The organism is Sorangium sp. So ce204, assembly GCF_051526795.1.
Taxonomy (GTDB): Bacteria; Myxococcota_A; Polyangia; order Polyangiales; family Polyangiaceae; genus Sorangium; species Sorangium cellulosum_B.
In genome coordinates this window covers 8,454,301-8,471,932 of record NZ_CP150317.1, presented here as the reverse complement: position 1 = coordinate 8,471,932, position 17,632 = coordinate 8,454,301, and the positions used below count along the sequence as shown (strand labels likewise).

The following is a 17,632-nucleotide window of genomic DNA, read 5'->3' as shown; positions in this document are numbered from 1 at the left end:
AGGTGCATGAGCAAAGTCCGGGTCTACGAGGTCGCCAAGCAGCTGAACATGGACCAGAAGACGCTGGTCGCGCTCTTCCAGTCCATGGGTATAGGCGACGTGCGCAATCACATGAGCGCCGTCGAGTCCGACGTCGTCGAGCGGGTGAAGCGGCACCTCGAGCGGCAGAAGTCGCCTGAGGTGGTGGAGGAGAGGATCCGCCCCACGGTCGTCAAGCGCCGCGCACGGCCCGGGGCCGAGCCCGAGCCGTCCTCGCCAGGCCGTGGGCCTGACCTGTCGGAGGCGCCCGTTCGCGCTGCTCCGGAGCCTGCGCCCTCTCGGCCTGCGGCTGAGCCCGCTCTGGCTTCGTCGCCGCCCGAGCGCGCCGCTCAGGAAGAAGCGCCGCCCCGTCGCCCCGTTGCGCCGCCCGCCGCTCCCGTCGCAGCGCCCTCGGCGCCGGCCCCCGAGCCGGTCGTCGCCGTGAGCCCGCGCGAGCCTGCTCCCGCACCCGCGCCCAATGCGCCTGCCCCGGCGATGCCGCCTGTTGCGGCTGCGCCCCCTGCGCCGCCGCCCCCGGCGGCTCCCGCTCCCGCAGCAACCGCGCCTGCCGCGGCGTCCGTGGCCGCGGAGGAGACGAAGGTGACCTCGCCCGAGCCGAAGCCTGCGCCGCCTGTCGCGGCGCCGCCTGCCACCGCCGCCGCGCCGGCGCCCGCCCCCGTCGCGGCCGCGCCCGAGGCGCCAGCTGCCGCCCCCGCGCAGGCGGCTGCGCCCGCCCCGATCCCTGCGCCTGCCGCAGCGCCCGCAGCAGCGGCGCCTGCCGCAGCGCCTGCCGCAGCGCCTGCGCCTGCCGCAGCGCCTGCGCCTGCCGCAGCAGCCGCAGCGCCCGGAACAGCCGCGGCGCCGACGCCGGCCCGGCCGCAAGCCGCGCCCTCGGCGCCTGCTCCCGCGCAGGGGGCGTCGCGTCCGACGTCGCCGCCGCCCGCGCCGCAGCGGCCTGCAGCTCCGGCCGCCGCCCGCCCGGGCGCTCGGCCGACCACGCCGCCCGCGCCGGCGCCCGCGGCCAAGCCGGAAGAGCCGGCCGGCACGCCGGGACAGGCGCCGCGTCGCCCGTCCTCGCCGCCGAAGACCGGCATCGAGGTCTGGCAGGGGCGCCCCGGCGTCACGATGCCGGCTGCACGCACCGGCACGCCGCCGGCGCGCCGCACGACCTACGACCCGCGCGCCAACGCCCAGCAAGCGCGCCCTGGCGGTCCCAGCTTCGGTCCGGGCGGCCGGCCCATGGGCGGTCGGAACACGCGCCCGGGGATGTTCGGGCGGCAGCGCCCGGGAGGCGGCGGGCTCCCGCGAAAGCCGGTCCAGGTCTCCACGCAGGAGATGGCCTCGCACAAGAAGGTCATCAAGATCGAGGAGCAGGTCACGCTTCAGCAGCTCGCCGCGAAGATGAGCCTGAAGGCGACGGACGTGCTCATGCGGCTCCTGTCGATGGGCATGACGGGCGTGAACATCAACAGCACGCTCGACGCCGAGACCGCGAAGATCCTCGCCAGCGAGTTCGGCTGGAGCGTCGAGGACGTGGCCGTCAGCGAGCAGGACACGCTGACCGCGGCCATGCAGGCCGGGGCCGACACCGACGAGGAGGTCGAGATCCGGCCGCCCATCGTCACCGTCATGGGCCACGTCGACCACGGCAAGACCTCGCTCCTCGACAGGATCAGGAAGGCCACGGTCGCCGAGGGAGAGGCCGGCGGGATCACCCAGCACATCGGCGCTTACCGCGTCGAGACGCCGCGCGGCACGATCGCGTTCCTCGACACGCCGGGCCACGAGGCGTTCACGGCGATGCGCGCCCGCGGCGCCTCGCTCACCGACATCGTGATCCTGGTGGTCGCGGCCGACGACGGCGTGATGCCTCAGACCAAGGAGGCGATCTCGCACGCCCAGGCCGCGAAGGTGCCGATCCTCGTCGCGGTGAACAAGATCGACAAGCCGGGCGCCGACGCCGACAAGATCAAGCGCGACCTCGCGGCCCTCGGGCTCCAGCCCGAGGAGTGGGGCGGCGAGACGATGTTCTGCGCCGTGTCGGCGAAGCTGGGGCAGGGCATCGACCAGCTCCTCGAGTCGGTCCTGCTGCTCGCCGAGGTCCAGGACCTCCGCGCCAACCCGAAGAAGCGCGCCAGCGGCACCGTCATCGAGGCGCTGCTCGATCGCGGCCGCGGCCCGGTCGCGCGCGTCATGGTCCAGGACGGCACGCTCCGCACGGGCGACATCCTCCTGGCCGGCGCCGCGTGGGGCAAGGTCAGGGCGATGACCGATGAGCTCGGGCGCTCCGTCGCCGAGGCCGGCCCCGCGACGCCCGTCGAGGTCCTCGGCCTCAACGAGGTGCCGAGCGCGGGCGATCCCGTCCACGCCGTCAAGGACGGGAAGACCGCGGAGGAGATCGCCGAGACACGCCGCAAGAAGGCGTCGAAGACGCTCATCCCGCAGGATTCGCGCGTCTCGCTCGAGTCCATCACGAAGAACCTGCAGGAGGCCGATCAGCTCGAGCTCAAGCTGATCATCAAGGGCGACGTGCAGGGCTCGGTCGAGGCGATCATCCACGCGCTGGCGAAGCTCTCGACCCAGAAGGTGAAGGTCACGATCGTGAACGGCGCCGTCGGTGGCATCACCGAGGGCGACGTCAACCTGGCGGTCGCGTCGAAGGCGATCATCGTCGGCTTCAACGTCCGGCCGGCCGGCAAGGCGGGCGCTCTCGCGGAGAACGAGGGCGTCGAGATCCGGCTCTACAACATCATCTACAACGCCGTCGACGACATCCGAAGCGCGATGGAGGGGCTCCTCCCCGCGACCAAGGTGGAGAAGGTCCTCGGCCGCGCCGAGGTCCGCCAGGTCTTCAAGATCACGAAGGCGGGCACGGTCGCCGGCTGCATGGCCATCAGCGGCTCGGTCAAGCGCACCGGCGAGGCGCGCCTCATCCGGGACAACGCCGTCGTCTGGACGGGTCGCCTGTCGGGGCTGCGCCGGTTCAAGGATGACGTGAAAGAGGTGGTCGAGGGGTTCGAGTGCGGCATCTCGCTCGAGGGCTACTCGGACATCAAGGAGCGCGACATCATCGAGAGCTTCGAGATCGAAGAGGTCAAGACGAAGCTCTGAGCCTCATCCGATGTTCGTGGGTGTACTCCGTCTCCGTCTCGATATCGTCGGGGCCCGCTCCCTCAAGGACAAGCGCAGCGTTGTGCGCTCCTTGAAGGAGCGGGCGCAGAGCCGGATGCGCGTGTCGATCGCCGAGGTCGGCGTGCTCGACGATCCGAGGCGGGCGACGCTCGGCGTCGCGGTCGTCTCGAACTCGTCGGTCATGTGCGACAAGGTCCTCGCGGACGTGGCCGCGATGGCGGGGTCGCTGCCGCACGCCGTCCTCACGGATCGGGCGACCGAGATCGTGCCGTTCGGCGATGGAGGTGCTGGGGTGCAGGGCGGCATCGAGCAGGCGCTCGGCCGTGACGATGGAGATCTGGGAGCGTCCTCGGACATGTTCGAGGACGCAGAGGACGACGAATGAGCGGCGTGGTGAAGCGGGCGACGCGGGTCGCCGAGCGGCTCCGAGAGGACCTGTCCAACCTGCTCCGGGATCTGCGTGACCCGCGGATCGCCGGCGTGCTCGTGTCGCGCGTGGAGATCACCGACGACCTGCAGAGCGCGAAGGTCCACGTGCGCCACGAGTTCGGCGCGGAGGACGCCGCGGCGCGCCGCGCCCTGCTCAAGGGGCTGGAGGCGGCGTCGGGCCGGCTGCGCAGGGACGTCGCCCGCACGATGGGGCTGCGCGTGGTGCCGACGCTGCGCTTCTTTTACGACGAGGGGCCGGACGCCGAGCGGCGGATCGAGGAGCTGCTCCGAGAGATCAAGGACGGCTCGGGCGGCGAGCGCTAGCGCGGGGTAGAGCGGCGCGCGGCCGGAGCTCGGGCGCGATCACCGCGAGATGAGGCGCTCGATCGCCTGCGCGGGCTCGAGGTCGAAGCGCCACGGTCCCAACCTCGTCGGGGCGTCGAGGGCCACCTTCAGCGCGCCGAGGAACTCGCGCCGCGGCCACTCCACGGCGCCGAATCGCTCCAGGTGGTCCGTGTACACCTGGCAGTCCACCAGCGCGAAGTCCCAGGCGACGAGGTTCCCGAGGAGCGTCGCGAACGCGACCTTCGAGGCGTCGGGCGCGCGCGCGAACATCGACTCGCCGAAGAACATCCGCCCCAGCGACACGCCGTAGAGGCCGCCGACGAGCTCGCCGTTCGACCACGCCTCGATGCTGTGCGCGACCCCGGCGGCGTGCAGCGCCGTGTAGCCGGCGATGAGCTCCTCGGTGATCCACGTGCCGTTCTGCCCAGGGCGCGGCGCGGCGCTGCAGGCCTGCATGACCCGCTCGAACGCCGTGTCGGTCCGCACCTCGATCTCGCCCCGGCGCACCCGCTTGCGCAGCGAGTGGGGGACGTGCGCCTCGCGCGGCGGCAGGACGAAGCGCGGATCCGGGGAGAACCAGAGCAGCGGCAGCCCCTCGTGGGGCCAGGGGAAGATGCCCCGCCGGTAGCCGGCCAGCAGCCGCTCCGGCGAGGCCTCGCCGCCCACGGCCACGATCCCCTCCGGGGTCGCGCGTTCTGGCGGAGGGAAGTCGAGCTTGCTCGTGAGCACCGGGACCCGCATCGCTGTGGGATCCAATCCTCCCAAAAGAGCGCGCGCTTGCAAAGCGTCGCCCGGCGCGCGCTCAGGAGGCGCACACGTAGTCGGAGCCCTCGACGAAGCCGCGCGCCGCGAGGTGGCTGCGGATGAGCGCGCGCGCCCCCCGCGCCCCCACGGCGACGACGACGGTCTCTGCGCCGCGCTCCAGCCGCGACGGGTCGACGATCGGCGCGCCCTGCGCGATCCGGCCGATCTTGCGCGGATCGATGTCCACGAACCGCGCGGGCGCCACGCCGTTCCGGGCGAGCGCCCTCGCCAGCCGGCGGCCCGTCTTCCCCGCGCCCCACACGGCCACCGGGCGCGCTGGGCCGAGCTTCCTCGCGAGGTAGTGCGCCTTTGCCTCGAGGAACCTCGCGATCGCGTACCGCGGATCGGCGAAGGTGGCGCGCCCCTCGCGGTGCCGCCAGCGCAGGCCGACCTCCGGGAGCTTCGCCATCCGCGCGCCCGCGGCGTCGAGGCGCAGCCACAGGTCGTAGTCCTCCGCCCACGGGACCTCCCGGAACCCGCCCACCTGCTCCAGCGCGCTCCGCCGCAGCATCACCGACGGGTGGCACAGCGGGGACTCCACGAACATCTCGCGCGCGTGGTCCTCCGGGGTGACGATCGAGTTCAGCCAGTCGACGTAGCGCAGCATGCCCTCGCCGATCGGCCCGGCGGCGAACGCCTCGACGCGGGCCCCGACGACGTCGAGCCGCGGATCCCGGAGGAGCGTCGCCGCTTGTCGCGCGAGCCGCTCGCCGACCGAGATGTCGTCGCCGTCCATGCGGGCGAGGAGCTCGCCGCGCGCCGCCTCCGCCGCCCGCGAGAGCGCCTGTGCGATCCCCACGCCGCCCGTCGCGACCTGCAGGACGCGGCGATCGCGCTGCGCGATGCGCGCGACCCTGGCAGGGCCGCCGTCCGTCGAGCCGTCGTCCACGGCGACCACCTCCAGGTCGACCGCGCGCTCGGCGAGCACGCTCTCCAGCGCCTCCTCGATCGTCGCTTCCGCCTGCCGGTACGGGAGCAAGACGGAGACGAGCGGCGCCACGCGGAGACCATGGCGGCGCGCCCGCGCAGCGTCCACAAGAACGGGCGCGGACGCCTAGCGCTTCTTGAAGTCGCCGAGGTGGGTGATGTACCAGCGGCCCTGCCACGAGATGATCGTGTGGACGTCCAGGCTCGCCGGCTTCCCGTCGATCTCGTACTTCAGCTTGCCGTGAAAGGAGCGGTAATAGCCGATCTTGTTGACCTCGTCCCCCGGAGGCACCCACTTCGGCTTCGAGCCCACCACGAAGCCGACGAACCGCGCCCTCTCCCAGCTCTTGCGCTTCCGATGCATCGACTTCACGTCGTTCACGTAAGCGGCGTGGAGGTTGTCCCAGTACTTGCCGGGGTCCTTCACGTCCTTGAGCGGGATGAACGGCTCCTTGGGGAACCAGAAGGGCTCGGCCAGCGCTGGCTCCTTCTTCACGATGGCGTCGAACAACGCCCTGGCTCGCGCCGTGAGCTCCTCGCTCTCGAGCGCCGGCAGGATCTTGTTGTCCGCGCGGGCGGAGGTCGCGGCGCTCGCCTCGGCGCCTGCGCTGGGCTCCGCTCCTGCGCCGGGCGACGCGCCGGCCGCGGGCGCCTCGGCGGCCGCGCGATCGCTCCCGTCCTGCGGCGGCTCCGGCGCGCTTGCGTCCTCGGGGCGAGGCGCTGGCGCCACCTCGGCCGCGCTGGTGCCTGGCGTCGCTGCTGCCGCCGCGGGCGCGGCGCCGACCGAGGAGGGCCGGGCGCTCTCGGCTGGCCGGGCATCGGGCGCCGGGGTGGGCGCCGCGCAGCCCGCCACCACCGCCAGCGCGGTCGCGATGACCTGCTTGATCATGCGCGTGCCCTATCGCAGCGCCCCGGCGCCGACAAGCGACGCCGAGGCGCGGCCGGATGCGGGGCCCGCCCGGCGGCGGACCTGGCTCACTTCTCCACGATGATGAACTGAACGCGCCTGTTCTTGGCCTTGTTCGCGGGCGTGACGTTCGGCGCGACGGGGCGATCCTGGCCATAGCCCTTCGCGAGCAGCCGCGAGCCGTCCACGCCGGCCCGGATCAGCCAGGCGCGCACCGCGTTCGCCCGCGCCTCGCTGAGCGTCTGGTTGTGCTCACGCCCGCCCGTGTTGTCGGTGTGCCCCTGGATCTCGACCTTGCGGATGTTCGGATTCCGCTGGAGCACGTCCGCGATCTCCTCCATCAGCGCGTTCGAGTCGCCGAGGATCTTCGCCGAGTCGGTCTCGAAGTGGATCTGCCGCGAGATCTTGATCTCGTTGCCCAGCACCTTCACGAGCGAGATCTTCGGCCGCTTGTTCACCGTGAGGGCGGCGCGCGTGTCCTCGCTCGTACGGACGTCGGCCTGGTTGACGTGGTTCATGTAGCCCTGCGCCTCGACCTTGAGCGTCACCGCGCCGGCCGGCAGGTCGGGGAAACGGAAGGCGCCGCTGCCGTCGGCCGTCGCCGTCTGCTCGCGGCCCGCAGCGTCGACCAGCCGGATCGTCGCGCCAGCGACCGCGTCCCCGCTCTCCGCGTCCTTCACCGTCCCGACGATGTTGCCCGTCTTGGGCAGCGCCTCGAGGGAGCAGTCGACGTCCACGAACGTCGGCCCCTGCGGCTGTGCCGGGCTCGGCGCAGCGCCAGGCCCTCCCGGCTGCGGACCGAAAGGCCCGGGCTGCGGGCCGAAGGGCCCAGGCTGCCCGGGCTGCGGTCCGAAAGGCCCAGGCTGTCCGGGTTGCGGACCGAAGGCGCCGGGCTGCCCGGGCTGCGGACCGAAAGGCCCAGGCTGTCCGGGTTGCGGACCGAAGGCGCCGGGCTGCCCGGGTTGCGGACCGAAAGGCCCAGGCTGTCCGGGTTGCGGACCGAAGGCGCCGGGCTGCCCGGGCTGTGGACCGAAAGGCCCAGGCTGCGGGCCGAACGCCCCGGGTTGCCCCGGCGCTGCCCCGCCAGGGAGGATCGTCGCCTGGCAGGTGCCGGGCTTGTACCCGTTCGCCCGGATGTTGAAGGTGTACGTCCCCGGATCGAGGTGCCGCGTGAGGAAGCGGCCGTCCGGCCCTGTCGCGTACGGCGGCTGAGCCGCGCCCTCGATCGTCACGATGGCGTCCGCCACCGCCGCGTCGGGCTTGTTCTGCTCGTGCACGAAGCCGCGCGCGAAGGTCTGCGGCGCCGGCACGAGCTGCGGCGGCTCCTTGATGATCTGCGGCGCGGGGGCCGGCGGCGGCTCCTTCTGCTTCGTATCGTACGCATAGCCAATCCCGAGATAGAGCGTCCACGGCGCCTGAGGCGCGACCTCCTCGATGAACACGGAGGTCGCCGACAGGCCGAGGTCGAACGCCGCGTGTCCGGAGAGCCCGCGGAACGCCTTCTCGAACGGCGTCACCCGCACGCCGAGCGACAGCCGAGACGGCGCCGCGGCGTAACCCGGTCCGCCCTGGTTCTGCGGGTCAGGAGACGCGAAGTCGTCGAGCCCGAGGCAGACGTCGCCGCGCGACACGGTCTTCGTGTGGCACTCGTAACCCTGCCGGTTCACCGGGATGTCGAGGGTGTACTCCAGGTAAGGCTGCACCTTCGGCAGCGGCACCTCGACGCCGAGGTGGGTCTGGAAGAAGTCGACGCGGTTGATGCCGAGCCCGAACCGCTCGACCCGCGAGATCGGCTGCCGCTCGCGATCGTCCGTGAACGCCTTCGCGCGCGCCTTCTCGATCTCCTCCACGAGGACGCCGGAGTTGTCGAGCTTGTAGCCGAGGTTCACGTTCACCCGCAGCGGGAACCCCTTGCCCTGCGGCTTGCGCAGATCGAGCGACGCGAGCCCGCGGAAGACCGCGCTCGTGCCGCCGCCGGCGAGGCCGACGCTGCCGGTCCCGTTGAGCAGGAGCAGCTGCGCCTCGCCGCCGAAGGAGAACGGCTTGCCGATCTTCGTGGGGGTGAACGCCTTCACGCCGAACGTCGTGTCGCCGAGCACCTGCAGCAGCCGCGGACGACCCTGATCGTTCGCGTTCGCGAACGTGCGGATCGACGCGTACCCCTCGAGGAAGGGCAGGGGGGTCGCGTTCAGCGCGAAGAACGCTCCGACGTGGCTCGCCGAGTCCTCCTTCGCGTCAGGACCGCACGTGATCGGGTGACCGGCGAGCGTCGACTCCGCCGGGTCGCAGAGGAAGCCGCTCGTGGAGAACCAGTCGAGCAGGAACGACACCCGGAAGGTGCCCGGCGCGCCCGAGCCCGCGTACGACGTCCTGAGGAGGCCGGTCGAGCCCCACAGGTTCGGCTGCGCGGTGAGGGAGAGCGCCCGCTCCTCCTCGTCCCACCCGGTGGATGTCGGCGCCTTCGCGCTGGCCTGGAGGCCCTGATCACCGACCGACGCCTGCGCGCCGAAAGAGACGCTCCCGTCCGGCGGCGGTTGGCCCGGCGGCGGCCCGAACTGCGGCGGAGCGTCGCCGGGAAAGCCGGGCTGCGGCCCGAACTGCGGCGGAGCATCGCCCGGAAAGCCGGGCTGGGGCCCGAAGGGGCCGGGCTGACCGGGCTGGGGCCCGAAGGGGCCGGGCTGACCGGGCTGAGGCCCGAAGGGGCCGGGCTGACCGGGCTGAGGCCCGAAGGGGCCGGGCTGACCGGGCTGGGGCCCGAAGGGGCCGGGCTGACCGGGCTGAGGCCCGAAGGGGCCGGGCTGACCGGGCTGAGGCCCGAAGGGGCCGGGTTGCGCGGAAGGTTGCTCGGGCCCGAAAGCGCCGGGCGGCTGCGCGGGCTGGCCTGGAATCGGCTGAGGTCCGAAGGGCGGCTGCGGCTGCTGCGCCTCGGCAGCGCCCGCGAGCGTGAGCGAGCCGACGAGCGGCAGCGCCGTGAGCGCAGCGCGCCGGGGCCTGTCGGCAAACACCTTCCGAAGCGTATGCATCGAGCCTCACCCGCGAGGTCGAACAAGGAAACGCCCGCCAATCGGGACGGTGGAGACCTCGCGCGCGGCCCGTTGTATCACTCCGGGCGGCGCGTGAAACAGCGGTTTTCGCTGGCAGCAGCTCCGCGACAGGCGCGCCGCGCGGCTCGATAAGTACGGCACACCGCGCGGTGGTGCCGAGCCTTTCGGCCTTCTCTGCGCGAGGCACGGCGCCGCGCCGGCGCCTCGGTCGCAAACGTGCTCGACCGGAGCGCCCGCGGTCCCCGCCGCCGCTCGGCCGGGGCCGAGCAGCCGTCCAATTCCGCGGACGCGCATGCTAGGAAAGCCATCACCATGGCATCCCGCGGGCGCATCCTGATCGTCGACGACGAGGCCAACGCGCGCGCGGCGCTCTCGGAGATCCTCCGCGAGGAGGGGTACACGACCGAGACCGCGGCCGACGGCTTCAAGGCGCTCGGCAAGCTCGAGGAGTTCGCGCCCGACGTGGTCCTGACCGATCTGAAGATGCCTGGGCTCGACGGCATCCGGATGATGGAGAAGGCGCAGCTCGCGCTGCCGGACGCGACCTTCGTGGTGATGACGGCGTTCGGCACCATCTCGAGCGCGGTCGAGGCCGTGAAGAAGGGCGCGTACAACTACCTGACGAAGCCGCTCGATTTCTCGGTGCTCGCGGTCGTGGTCGAGCGCGCTGTGGAGCGGGCGCGGCTCCTCCAGGAGAACTCGCGGCTGCGCGAGCGGCTGCGCGAGCGCAACGCGTTCGGGCACGTGATCGCGAGCCACCCGAGCATGGCGAAGGTCCTCCGGCTGGTCGAGCAGGTGGCGCCGAGCCGCGCGAGCGTGCTGATCGTGGGCGAGACGGGCACGGGCAAGGAGCTCATCGCCGAGATGATCCACCGCGCCAGCCCGCGGGCGAAGGCGCCGCTCGTCCGGCTGAACTGCGCCGCGCTGAGCGAGTCGCTCCTCGAGAGCGAGCTGTTCGGCCACGAGCGCGGCGCCTTCACCGGCGCCGTCGGCCGCCGCGAGGGCCGCTTCGAGCAGGCGAGCGGCGGCACCCTGTTCCTGGACGAGGTGAGCGAGATCCCGCTGGCCACGCAGGTGAAGCTCCTGCGCTTCCTGCAGGAGCGGACGTTCGAGCGGGTGGGCGGCAACGAGACGCTCAAGGTCGACGTGCGGATCCTCGCCGCGTCGAACCGCGATCTGCGCCAGCGCATCGCCGAGGGGGTGTTCCGCGAGGACCTCTATTACCGGCTCAACGTCGTCACCCTGGAGATCCCGCCGCTCCGCGAGCGCCGGAGCGACATCCCCGAGCTCGCGACGTTCTTCCTCGGCCGCTATGCGCAGGAGAACGGCAAGCGCATCGAGGGCTTCACCGACGAGGCGCTGTCGGCGCTGACGTCCTACTCGTTCCCCGGCAACGTGCGCGAGCTGGAGAACGCGATCGAGCGGGCGGCGGTGCTCTGCGACGGCGCGCGCATCGAGCTCCGGCACCTGCCGGCGCAGATGTCGTCCGAGCCGGCCGAGTCCGTCGACGCGATGCCGCGCGTCCCGGGCAGCACCATCTACGACCTGGAGCGCTACGCGATCCTGCGCACGCTCGAGGCGTGCAAGGGCTCGACCTCGAAGGCCGCGACGATCCTCGGGATCAGCCCGCGCAAGATCCAGTACAAGCTGCACGAGTACAGCGCGGCCAACGCGCGCGGCCGGGCGCGGCCGGCAGACGGCGCGCCCGGCGAGAGCCCCGAGGGGGAGGAGGGCGCATGAGCAACGCAGCCGAGCGCATCGTCGAGCCGGGCGACCAGGGTGCCGCGCCGGCCAGCTCCGCCGAGGAAGGGGCGCCGGAGGGCGAGCTGCTGATCGACGTCCGCGGCCTCCTGAAGACGTTCCGGGTGGGTTTCTTGCGCCGGAGGGCGGTCGAGGCGGTCAAGGGGGTGAGCTTCGACGTCCGGCGCGGCGAGATCTTCGGCTTTCTCGGGCCGAACGGGGCTGGCAAGACGACGACGATCAAGATGCTGACGGGCCTCATCGCCCCGACCGGCGGCGAGGCGTACCTGTTCGGCGCGCGCGTGCCGTCGCCCGAGGCGCGCCGGAAGATCGGCTTTCTGCCGGAGAACCCGTACGTCTACCCCTACCTCACCCCGCGCGAGTTCGTGGAGCTCTGCGGCCGCCTCTCCGGGATGCGCGGCGCGGCGCTGCGCAGGCGGGCGATGGAGGTGCTCGATCAGGTGAAGATCGCGTACGCGGCGGATCGGCAGGTCCGCCGGCTGTCGAAGGGGATGCTTCAGCGCACGGGGCTGGCGGCCGCGCTGGTCGCCGATCCGGAGATGCTGATCCTCGACGAGCCGATGAGCGGCCTCGATCCGGTCGGCCGCAAGGAGGTCCGCGATCTCATCTTCGCCGAGCGCGACCAGGGCCGGACGATCTTCTTCTCGACGCACATCCTGAGCGACGTCGAGGCGATGTGTGATCGCGTGGCGATCCTGCGCGAGGGCCAGGTGGTGGTGAGCGGCGCGATCCGCCAGCTGCTGCGGGGCGACGTGCTGCGCACCGAGGTCACGCTGGCGGGCGCGAGCGAAGGCCTCCTCGCCGATCTCGGCGCGAAGGGCTTCGCGACCACGCGCCGTGGCGACGTCGTGGTGGTCGACGTGGAGGGCGAGGCGCGCGTGCGCGAGGCGCTGCGGGCGTCGCTCGCGGCGGGCGCGCAGGTCGTCGAGGTAGCGCCGCGCCGCGAGACGCTAGAAGATCTCTTCATGCGCCGCGCCCTGTAGCCAGCGCCGGGGCCTGTCCCCAAGACAGCCGTAGGCCCCCGGAGGGGGTGTCCTCTGCGCGGGGTGGGGGATGGGCCGATGTTTGAGGCGCACAGATGGGTCATCCGGCATCGCCGGATGACCCATCTGTGCGCCGAGTTCGGCGGGGCCCCCACCCCGCGCAGAGGACACCCCCTCCGGGGGCCGGGCAGCCCTGGCTACGCTCCTGGTTACGCCGATGCCCCAGCGACGTCCTGCTTGGCCGCCTCGATGATCTCGAGCGCGTACGCCCCGATGGTCGACGCGTCCTCGCCCTCGACCATGACGCGGAGCTTCGGCTCCGTCCCGCTCCAGCGCACGAGGATGCGCCCCTTGTCGCCCAGCGTCTTCTCGATGCGATCCACGGTGACCCGCGTCCGCTGCATGCTGTCGAGCGGCAGCCGCGTCGCGAACGTCGCGTTCTCCAGGACCTGCGGCACCCGCTGCATCGCCTTCGAGGCGAGCTCGCTCAGGGGCTTGTCCTCCTCCATCATGATGGCGAGCACCTGCAGCGCCGCCACGATGCCGTCGCCCGTCGTCGCGTGGTCCAGGAAGATGAGGTGCCCCGACTGCTCGCCGCCGAACGAGTAGCCCCCGTTCCGCATCGCCTCGACGACGTAGCGATCCCCGACCGTCGTGCGGACGACGTGCCCGTTCTGGGCCTTGAGCGCCCGCTCGAGCCCGAGGTTCGACATCACCGTCGTCACGATCGTGTTCCGCGGCAGCTTGCCGGTACGCAGCATCCGGAGCGCGCAGAGCGCCATGATCGCGTCGCCGTCCACGACCTCGCCGCGCTCGTCGACCATGATCACCCGGTCCGCGTCGCCGTCGAGCGCGATGCCGATGGCCGCGCCGCGCTTGAGCACCTCGGCCTTCACGTGCTCCGGGTGCAGGGCGCCGGTCTCGCGGTTGATGTTGCGGCCGTTCGGCTTCACGCCGAGCGCCGTCACGTTCGCGCCGAGCTCGGTGAACACCGAGGGGGCGACGCGGTACGCCGCCCCGTGCGCCGCGTCGACGACGATCTTCACGCCGTCGAGCGAGAGCGCCGTGGGGAACGTGTTCTTGCAGAACACGACGTACCGCCCGCGCGCGTCGTCGAGCTTCACCGCGCTGCCGATCCCCGCCCCGATCACCCGCGCCTCGTCGAGCTCGTGGCTCTCCATCAGCCGCTCGATCTCCTCCTCCGCGGTGTCGGGCAGCTTGTAGCCGTCGGGCCCGAAGATCTTGATGCCGTTGTCCTGATACGGGTTATGGCTCGCGCTGATCACGACCCCGGCGTCGGCCCGCATGCTCTGCGTGAGCTGCGCGACCGCCGGCGTGGGGATCGGCCCGCTCAGCATCACGCGCCCGCCCATGGCGCACACGCCGGACGCGATCGCGGTCTCGAGCATGTAGCCGGACAGGCGCGTGTCCTTCCCGATCACCACCCGCACCTGCCGCGACTTCCCGTGGCTCGCGACGAACGCGATCGCGCGCCCAAGCCGCAGCGCCATCTCGGGGGTCATCGGCGGCTGGTTCGCCACGCCGCGCACCCCGTCGGTGCCGAAGAGCTTGCGGCCTGCGGCCTGCTTCTGCGGTTCGCCCGTCGCCGACGGAGCGCCCTCCCTAGGATCCTTCTTGGTGTGCTTCGGCACGGTCCCTCTCTGTGGTGTGGGGCTGAGGAGACCACCCTTAGCAACCTTTGCCAAGACGGCCTACGGCCAATCGCCGCCGCGGCGACGTTGGCGCGGCCTGCATCGCGCGGCTTTGTGGCGTGGCCGCTATCGTGCCGCGTCTGCGCCGTTTTGCAGCGCGGTCGCCATCGCGCCGCTTTTTGCAGCGCGGTCGCTATCGCGCCGCTTTTTGCAGCGCGGTCGCTATCGCGCCGCTTTTTGCAGCGCGGTCGCTATCGCGCCGCTTTTGCAGCGCGGTCGCTATCGCGCCGCTTTTGCAGCGCGGTCGCTATCGCGCCGCTGCCGGCGGCGCCTCGTTGTTGCGCCGAGCTGCCTCGTTGCTCAGGCGCAGCAAGACCGACCCTTGCGCCGGCGTGCGCAGGTCTCGGCCCTTCGTCGTGCCCTCGCCGCCGCCCGGCGGCGGAAGGAGCGCGTTGATGAGGCCCATCAGCCTCACCGTCGCCTGCGGCGCGATGCCGTGCGCCCAGCTCAGCAGGTGCGACGACAGCCCGAGCTTCACCTCGGTGCGCCCCTCGCGCGCCGCCGCCACCACCCGCCGCGCCGCGCGCCGCGCGTCGATCGTCGCGATCGGCAGCGACGAGGCCAGGCCGAACCAGCCGAACTCGTGCTGCGGGCTGCCGCCGAACGCGGCGTTGTAGATCGACCCCGTGCGCATCGGACCCGGGATCACCGTCGTGACGCGCGGGCCCCTCGCGCCGCCGTGCGTGAGCTCCGCCTGCACGCTCTCCGAGAAGCCCATCATCGCGAACTTCGACGCGTTGTACCCGAGCAGGTGCGGCACGGCGACGCGCCCGCCGATGGACACCACGTTCACGATGCGCGCCGCCCGCCCATGCCGCCTCAGGTGCGGCAGCGCGCGCAGCGTCGCGTGGACCGCGCTCCAGAAGTTCGAGCGCATCGCCTCGTCGAGCTCCTCCACCCGGAGGTCCTGCATGGGCGCCACCTGGATCACGCCGGCGTTGTTGACGAGCACGTCGATCCGGCCGAACGCCCTCGCCACCCCGTCGATGAACGCCTCGGCGGCGACGCGGTCGCCGAGATCACACGCCGCCGCGTGCACCTCGACGCCGAGCGCCTGCAGCCGCTGCTCCGCCCGGTAGAGCGCCTCCGCGTCGCGGCCGGCGATCGCCACCCGGGCGCCGTGCCGGCCGAACTCCTCGGCCAGCAGCAGCCCCAGACCGCGAGAGCCGCCCGTGATGACCACGACCCGGCCGCGCAGATCGAGCCGCCGCAGGGCGCGGAACGCCGTCCGCGCGAGCGCGGCCGCCACGAGGGCCGCCGCAGAGAAGAGCACCGGAGAACGCCGCTTCCTGAACGCCATGCCGCGGAGGACGGCATCGCGCGTGCCACCCGCCGCGCCCCGGCGGGCAGCGACGCGCCTGCACAGCGCGCCGCTCGCGCCCGCTTCAGAGCGTGACGACCGGATCCGCCACGATGCCGAGCAGCGCCGAGCGCACCTCGCCGACCAGGTAGATCGAGCCGGCCACGACCACGAGCCCGCCCGGCGCGGCGGCCTCGATCGCGCGCGCCACCGCGGCGCGCGGATCGCCGATCGCCTCGCCCGGCGCGACCCCGCGCAGCGCGTCGAGCGGCGCCGCCGCGCGGCCCTTCGGCGTCACATAGAGCCGGCGGCGCGCTCGGGGCGCGAGCACCTGTAGCATTTCGCCCCACCCCTTGTCGGCCATCGCCCCGAACACGAGCGTGGTGAGCGCCGCCCCAGGACCCTCCTCGTCGAGCCACGCCGCGAGCGCCTGCGCGCCGTGCGGGTTGTGCGCACAGTCGAGCAGGACACGGGCGCCGCCCGCGTCGATCCGCTCCAGGCGACCGGGCCAGCGGGCCGCGGCGAGCCCACCCGCGAGCGCCCGCTCGACCTCGGGCCACCGCCCGGCGAGCTGCCACGCGACGCCGCACGCCACGCCCGCGTTCTCGGCCTGGTGCGCGCCGCGGAGGCCGAGCTCCACCTCGATCTCGCGGCGCCCCGGCCCGGCGACGCGCGCCGCGCCCGCCCCGCGCCGGCCGCGCCCCACCGCGATCTCGCCCGCGCGCCCGCCGCGCTCCGCCGGCGCGACGCGGAGGCGAGGCCCGGCGCCGATCGCCTGCGCTGCCGCCTCGATCGCGGCGTCGGCCTCCGGATCGAGGGGGCCGAGCACCGCGGGCGCGCCCGCCTTGAGGATGCCCGCCTTCTCCCGGGCGATGTCCGCCAGCGTCGGGCCGAGCACGGCCTCATGGTCGAGCGCGATCGACGTGATCGCCGTGCAGAGCGGCGCCGAGATCACGTTCGTCGCGTCGAGCCGCCCGCCGAGGCCCACCTCGAGGATCGCGAGGTCGACGTCCGCCTCGCGGAAGGCCACGAACGCGGCGACCGTCAGCGCCTCGAAGAACGTGAGCGGCGAGGGGACACGCTCGAGCGCGGCGGCGAGCGCGCGCTCGAGCGCCGCGTCGCCGATCATCTCTCCCCCGACGCGGATGCGCTCGGCGAAGCGAGACAGGTGCGGCGACGTGTACAGGCCGGTCCGGAGCCCGGCCTCGCGCGCGATCGACTCGACCATCGCGCACACGCTGCCCTTGCCGTTCGTGCCGGCGACGTGCACCGCCGGGAGGCCTTCGTGGGGATCGCCGAGCGCGGAGAGCGCCTCGCGGACCCGGCCGAGCCCGAGCTCCATCCCCCGCGGCGCCTGCTGCCCGAGCGCCTCGAGCAGCGCGGGCAGCCGCGGCGCCGCCGAGGTCATCGCCGCGCCCGGCGGCTCGCCGTGAGGTGCTGGAGCAGCGTCCCGATGTACGCCTTCATCTCGGGGCGCGGGACGATGGCGTCGACCATCCCGTGGTCGAGCAGGAACTCGGACCGCTGGAAGCCCGCCGGCAGCGTCTGCCGGATCGTGTTCTCGATGACCCGCGGGCCGGCGAAGCCGATGAGCGCCTTGGGCTCGGCGATGTTCGCGTCGCCCAGGAAGGCGAAGCTCGCCGCGACGCCGCCCGTCGTCGGGTGGAGCAGCACCGACAGGAACGGCAGCCGCGCCTTTCGGTACCGCTCGAGCGCGGCCACGCTCTTCGCCATCTGCATCAGCGAGAGGATGCCCTCCTGCATCCGCGCGCCGCCCGACGCCTGGAGGAGCACCACCGGGAGCTCCTCGCGCGTCGCGCGCTCGAACAGGCGGGTGATCTTCTCGCCGACGACCGAGCCCATGCTCCCGCCCATGAAGGCGAAGACGAACGCGCCGTAGGCGATGTCGCGGCCGCCCAGCCTGCCGCGGCCGATCTCGATCGCCTCCTTCGCGCGGCCCTTCTTGTGGAGCGCCGCGACGCGGTCCCGGTAGCTCTTGCCGTCGCTGAACCGGAGCGGGTCGTTCGGGACGAGGTGCTCGTCCCACGCGGCGAGCTCGCCGTCGTCGAGCAGGAGCCTCCGCCACCCGTCGGCGTCGAGCTTGTGGTGGTGGCCGCACTGCGAGCACACCTCGAAGGTGCGCGCGAGCTCGGCGGCGTCGTGCGTGTGCGAGCAGCCGTCGCAGCGACGGAACACGCCCGCTCCCAGCGAGCGCTTCTCGCTCGCGTCGGTCGTCGGCAGGGTCTTTTCAGGCCAGGTCATCGGCGAGC

Annotated in this window: 13 protein-coding genes; 5 read left to right on the top strand and 8 right to left on the bottom strand. The window is 72.9% G+C overall.

Annotation, left to right across the window (positions count from 1 at the left end; genetic code table 11):
* Nucleotides 1–6 precede the first annotated feature (6 nt).
* The 3 genes from infB to rbfA are packed head-to-tail and all read left to right on the top strand — an operon-like array spanning nt 7 to nt 3,903.
* On the top strand, nt 7–3,129 hold the full coding sequence (gene infB / locus WMF22_RS31505; protein ID WP_438032174.1) for a translation initiation factor IF-2: 3,123 nt from the start codon (nt 7–9) through the stop codon (nt 3,127–3,129).
* A 10-nt stretch (nt 3,130–3,139) separates the two neighbouring features.
* Nucleotides 3,140–3,535, top strand: coding sequence for a DUF503 domain-containing protein (locus tag WMF22_RS31500; protein WP_437293699.1), 396 nt, complete (start codon nt 3,140–3,142; stop codon nt 3,533–3,535).
* A complete protein-coding gene (rbfA, locus tag WMF22_RS31495) occupies nt 3,532–3,903 on the top strand; it encodes a 30S ribosome-binding factor RbfA (protein WP_437293698.1) in 372 nt (123 codons plus the stop codon). The genes WMF22_RS31500 and rbfA overlap by 4 nt, the downstream gene beginning before the upstream one ends.
* 39 nt (nt 3,904–3,942) lie before the next feature.
* On the opposite strand, the gene aat is transcribed toward rbfA, so the two are convergent.
* The 4 genes from aat to WMF22_RS31475 all read right to left on the bottom strand — a co-directional run bounded on the left by aat (nt 3,943) and on the right by WMF22_RS31475 (nt 9,585).
* Nucleotides 3,943–4,665 carry a leucyl/phenylalanyl-tRNA--protein transferase gene (gene aat / locus WMF22_RS31490; RefSeq protein WP_438032173.1) on the bottom strand — a complete coding sequence of 241 codons (723 nt, stop codon included), beginning with the start codon at nt 4,663–4,665 and terminating at the stop codon, nt 3,943–3,945.
* 61 nt (nt 4,666–4,726) lie between these two features.
* Nucleotides 4,727–5,728 carry a glycosyltransferase gene (locus tag WMF22_RS31485; RefSeq protein ID WP_438032172.1) on the bottom strand — a complete coding sequence of 334 codons (1,002 nt, stop codon included), beginning with the start codon at nt 5,726–5,728 and terminating at the stop codon, nt 4,727–4,729.
* 54 nt (nt 5,729–5,782) lie between these two features.
* Nucleotides 5,783–6,544 carry a hypothetical protein gene (locus tag WMF22_RS31480; RefSeq protein ID WP_437293695.1) on the bottom strand — a complete coding sequence of 254 codons (762 nt, stop codon included), beginning with the start codon at nt 6,542–6,544 and terminating at the stop codon, nt 5,783–5,785.
* A gap of 86 nt (nt 6,545–6,630) precedes the next feature.
* Nucleotides 6,631–9,585, bottom strand: coding sequence for a carboxypeptidase regulatory-like domain-containing protein (locus WMF22_RS31475; RefSeq protein ID WP_438032171.1), 2,955 nt, complete (start codon nt 9,583–9,585; stop codon nt 6,631–6,633).
* A 333-nt stretch (nt 9,586–9,918) separates the two neighbouring features.
* On the opposite strand from WMF22_RS31475, the gene WMF22_RS31470 reads away from it, so the two are divergent.
* Together WMF22_RS31470 and WMF22_RS31465 are read left to right on the top strand one after the other, a co-directional pair.
* Nucleotides 9,919–11,346, top strand: a complete 1,428-nt coding sequence (locus tag WMF22_RS31470) for a sigma-54-dependent transcriptional regulator (RefSeq protein ID WP_437293693.1) — start codon at nt 9,919–9,921, stop codon at nt 11,344–11,346.
* Nucleotides 11,343–12,350 (top strand): ABC transporter ATP-binding protein, encoded by a 1,008-nt coding sequence (locus WMF22_RS31465; protein ID WP_437293692.1) that lies wholly within the window; start codon nt 11,343–11,345, stop codon nt 12,348–12,350. The genes WMF22_RS31470 and WMF22_RS31465 overlap by 4 nt, the downstream gene beginning before the upstream one ends.
* A 209-nt stretch (nt 12,351–12,559) precedes the next feature.
* Here the strand turns inward: WMF22_RS31465 and glmM are convergent, their stop codons facing one another.
* The 4 genes from glmM to accD form a co-directional block, all read right to left on the bottom strand.
* On the bottom strand, nt 12,560–14,002 hold the full coding sequence (gene glmM, locus WMF22_RS31460) for a phosphoglucosamine mutase (protein ID WP_438032170.1): 1,443 nt from the start codon (nt 14,000–14,002) through the stop codon (nt 12,560–12,562).
* Nucleotides 14,003–14,309: 307 nt separating this feature from the next.
* The gene (locus tag WMF22_RS31455; protein WP_437293690.1) at nt 14,310–15,362 is read right to left on the bottom strand and encodes an SDR family NAD(P)-dependent oxidoreductase; all 1,053 of its coding nucleotides are present in this window, start codon (nt 15,360–15,362) and stop codon (nt 14,310–14,312) included.
* A gap of 85 nt (nt 15,363–15,447) precedes the next feature.
* Nucleotides 15,448–16,770 (bottom strand): bifunctional folylpolyglutamate synthase/dihydrofolate synthase, encoded by a 1,323-nt coding sequence (locus tag WMF22_RS31450; RefSeq protein ID WP_437293689.1) that lies wholly within the window; start codon nt 16,768–16,770, stop codon nt 15,448–15,450.
* Nucleotides 16,767–17,624, bottom strand: coding sequence for an acetyl-CoA carboxylase, carboxyltransferase subunit beta (accD, locus tag WMF22_RS31445; protein ID WP_437293688.1), 858 nt, complete (start codon nt 17,622–17,624; stop codon nt 16,767–16,769). The genes WMF22_RS31450 and accD overlap by 4 nt, the downstream gene beginning before the upstream one ends.
* Nucleotides 17,625–17,632: the final 8 nt, after the last annotated feature.

What these genes read in the sequence shown, in the direction of transcription:
- infB (WP_438032174.1), top strand. Translation starts at nt 7, where the DNA reads ATGAGCAAAGTCCGGGTCTACGAGGTCGCCAAGCAGCTGAACATGGAC.
- WMF22_RS31500 (WP_437293699.1), top strand. Translation starts at nt 3,140, where the DNA reads ATGTTCGTGGGTGTACTCCGTCTCCGTCTCGATATCGTCGGGGCCCGC.
- rbfA (WP_437293698.1), top strand. Translation starts at nt 3,532, where the DNA reads ATGAGCGGCGTGGTGAAGCGGGCGACGCGGGTCGCCGAGCGGCTCCGA.
- aat (WP_438032173.1), bottom strand. Translation starts at nt 4,665, where the DNA reads ATGCGGGTCCCGGTGCTCACGAGCAAGCTCGACTTCCCTCCGCCAGAA.
- WMF22_RS31480 (WP_437293695.1), bottom strand. Translation starts at nt 6,544, where the DNA reads ATGATCAAGCAGGTCATCGCGACCGCGCTGGCGGTGGTGGCGGGCTGC.
- WMF22_RS31475 (WP_438032171.1), bottom strand. Translation starts at nt 9,585, where the DNA reads ATGCATACGCTTCGGAAGGTGTTTGCCGACAGGCCCCGGCGCGCTGCG.
- WMF22_RS31470 (WP_437293693.1), top strand. Translation starts at nt 9,919, where the DNA reads ATGGCATCCCGCGGGCGCATCCTGATCGTCGACGACGAGGCCAACGCG.
- WMF22_RS31465 (WP_437293692.1), top strand. Translation starts at nt 11,343, where the DNA reads ATGAGCAACGCAGCCGAGCGCATCGTCGAGCCGGGCGACCAGGGTGCC.
- WMF22_RS31455 (WP_437293690.1), bottom strand. Translation starts at nt 15,362, where the DNA reads ATGGCGTTCAGGAAGCGGCGTTCTCCGGTGCTCTTCTCTGCGGCGGCC.
- WMF22_RS31450 (WP_437293689.1), bottom strand. Translation starts at nt 16,770, where the DNA reads ATGACCTCGGCGGCGCCGCGGCTGCCCGCGCTGCTCGAGGCGCTCGGG.
- accD (WP_437293688.1), bottom strand. Translation starts at nt 17,624, where the DNA reads ATGACCTGGCCTGAAAAGACCCTGCCGACGACCGACGCGAGCGAGAAG.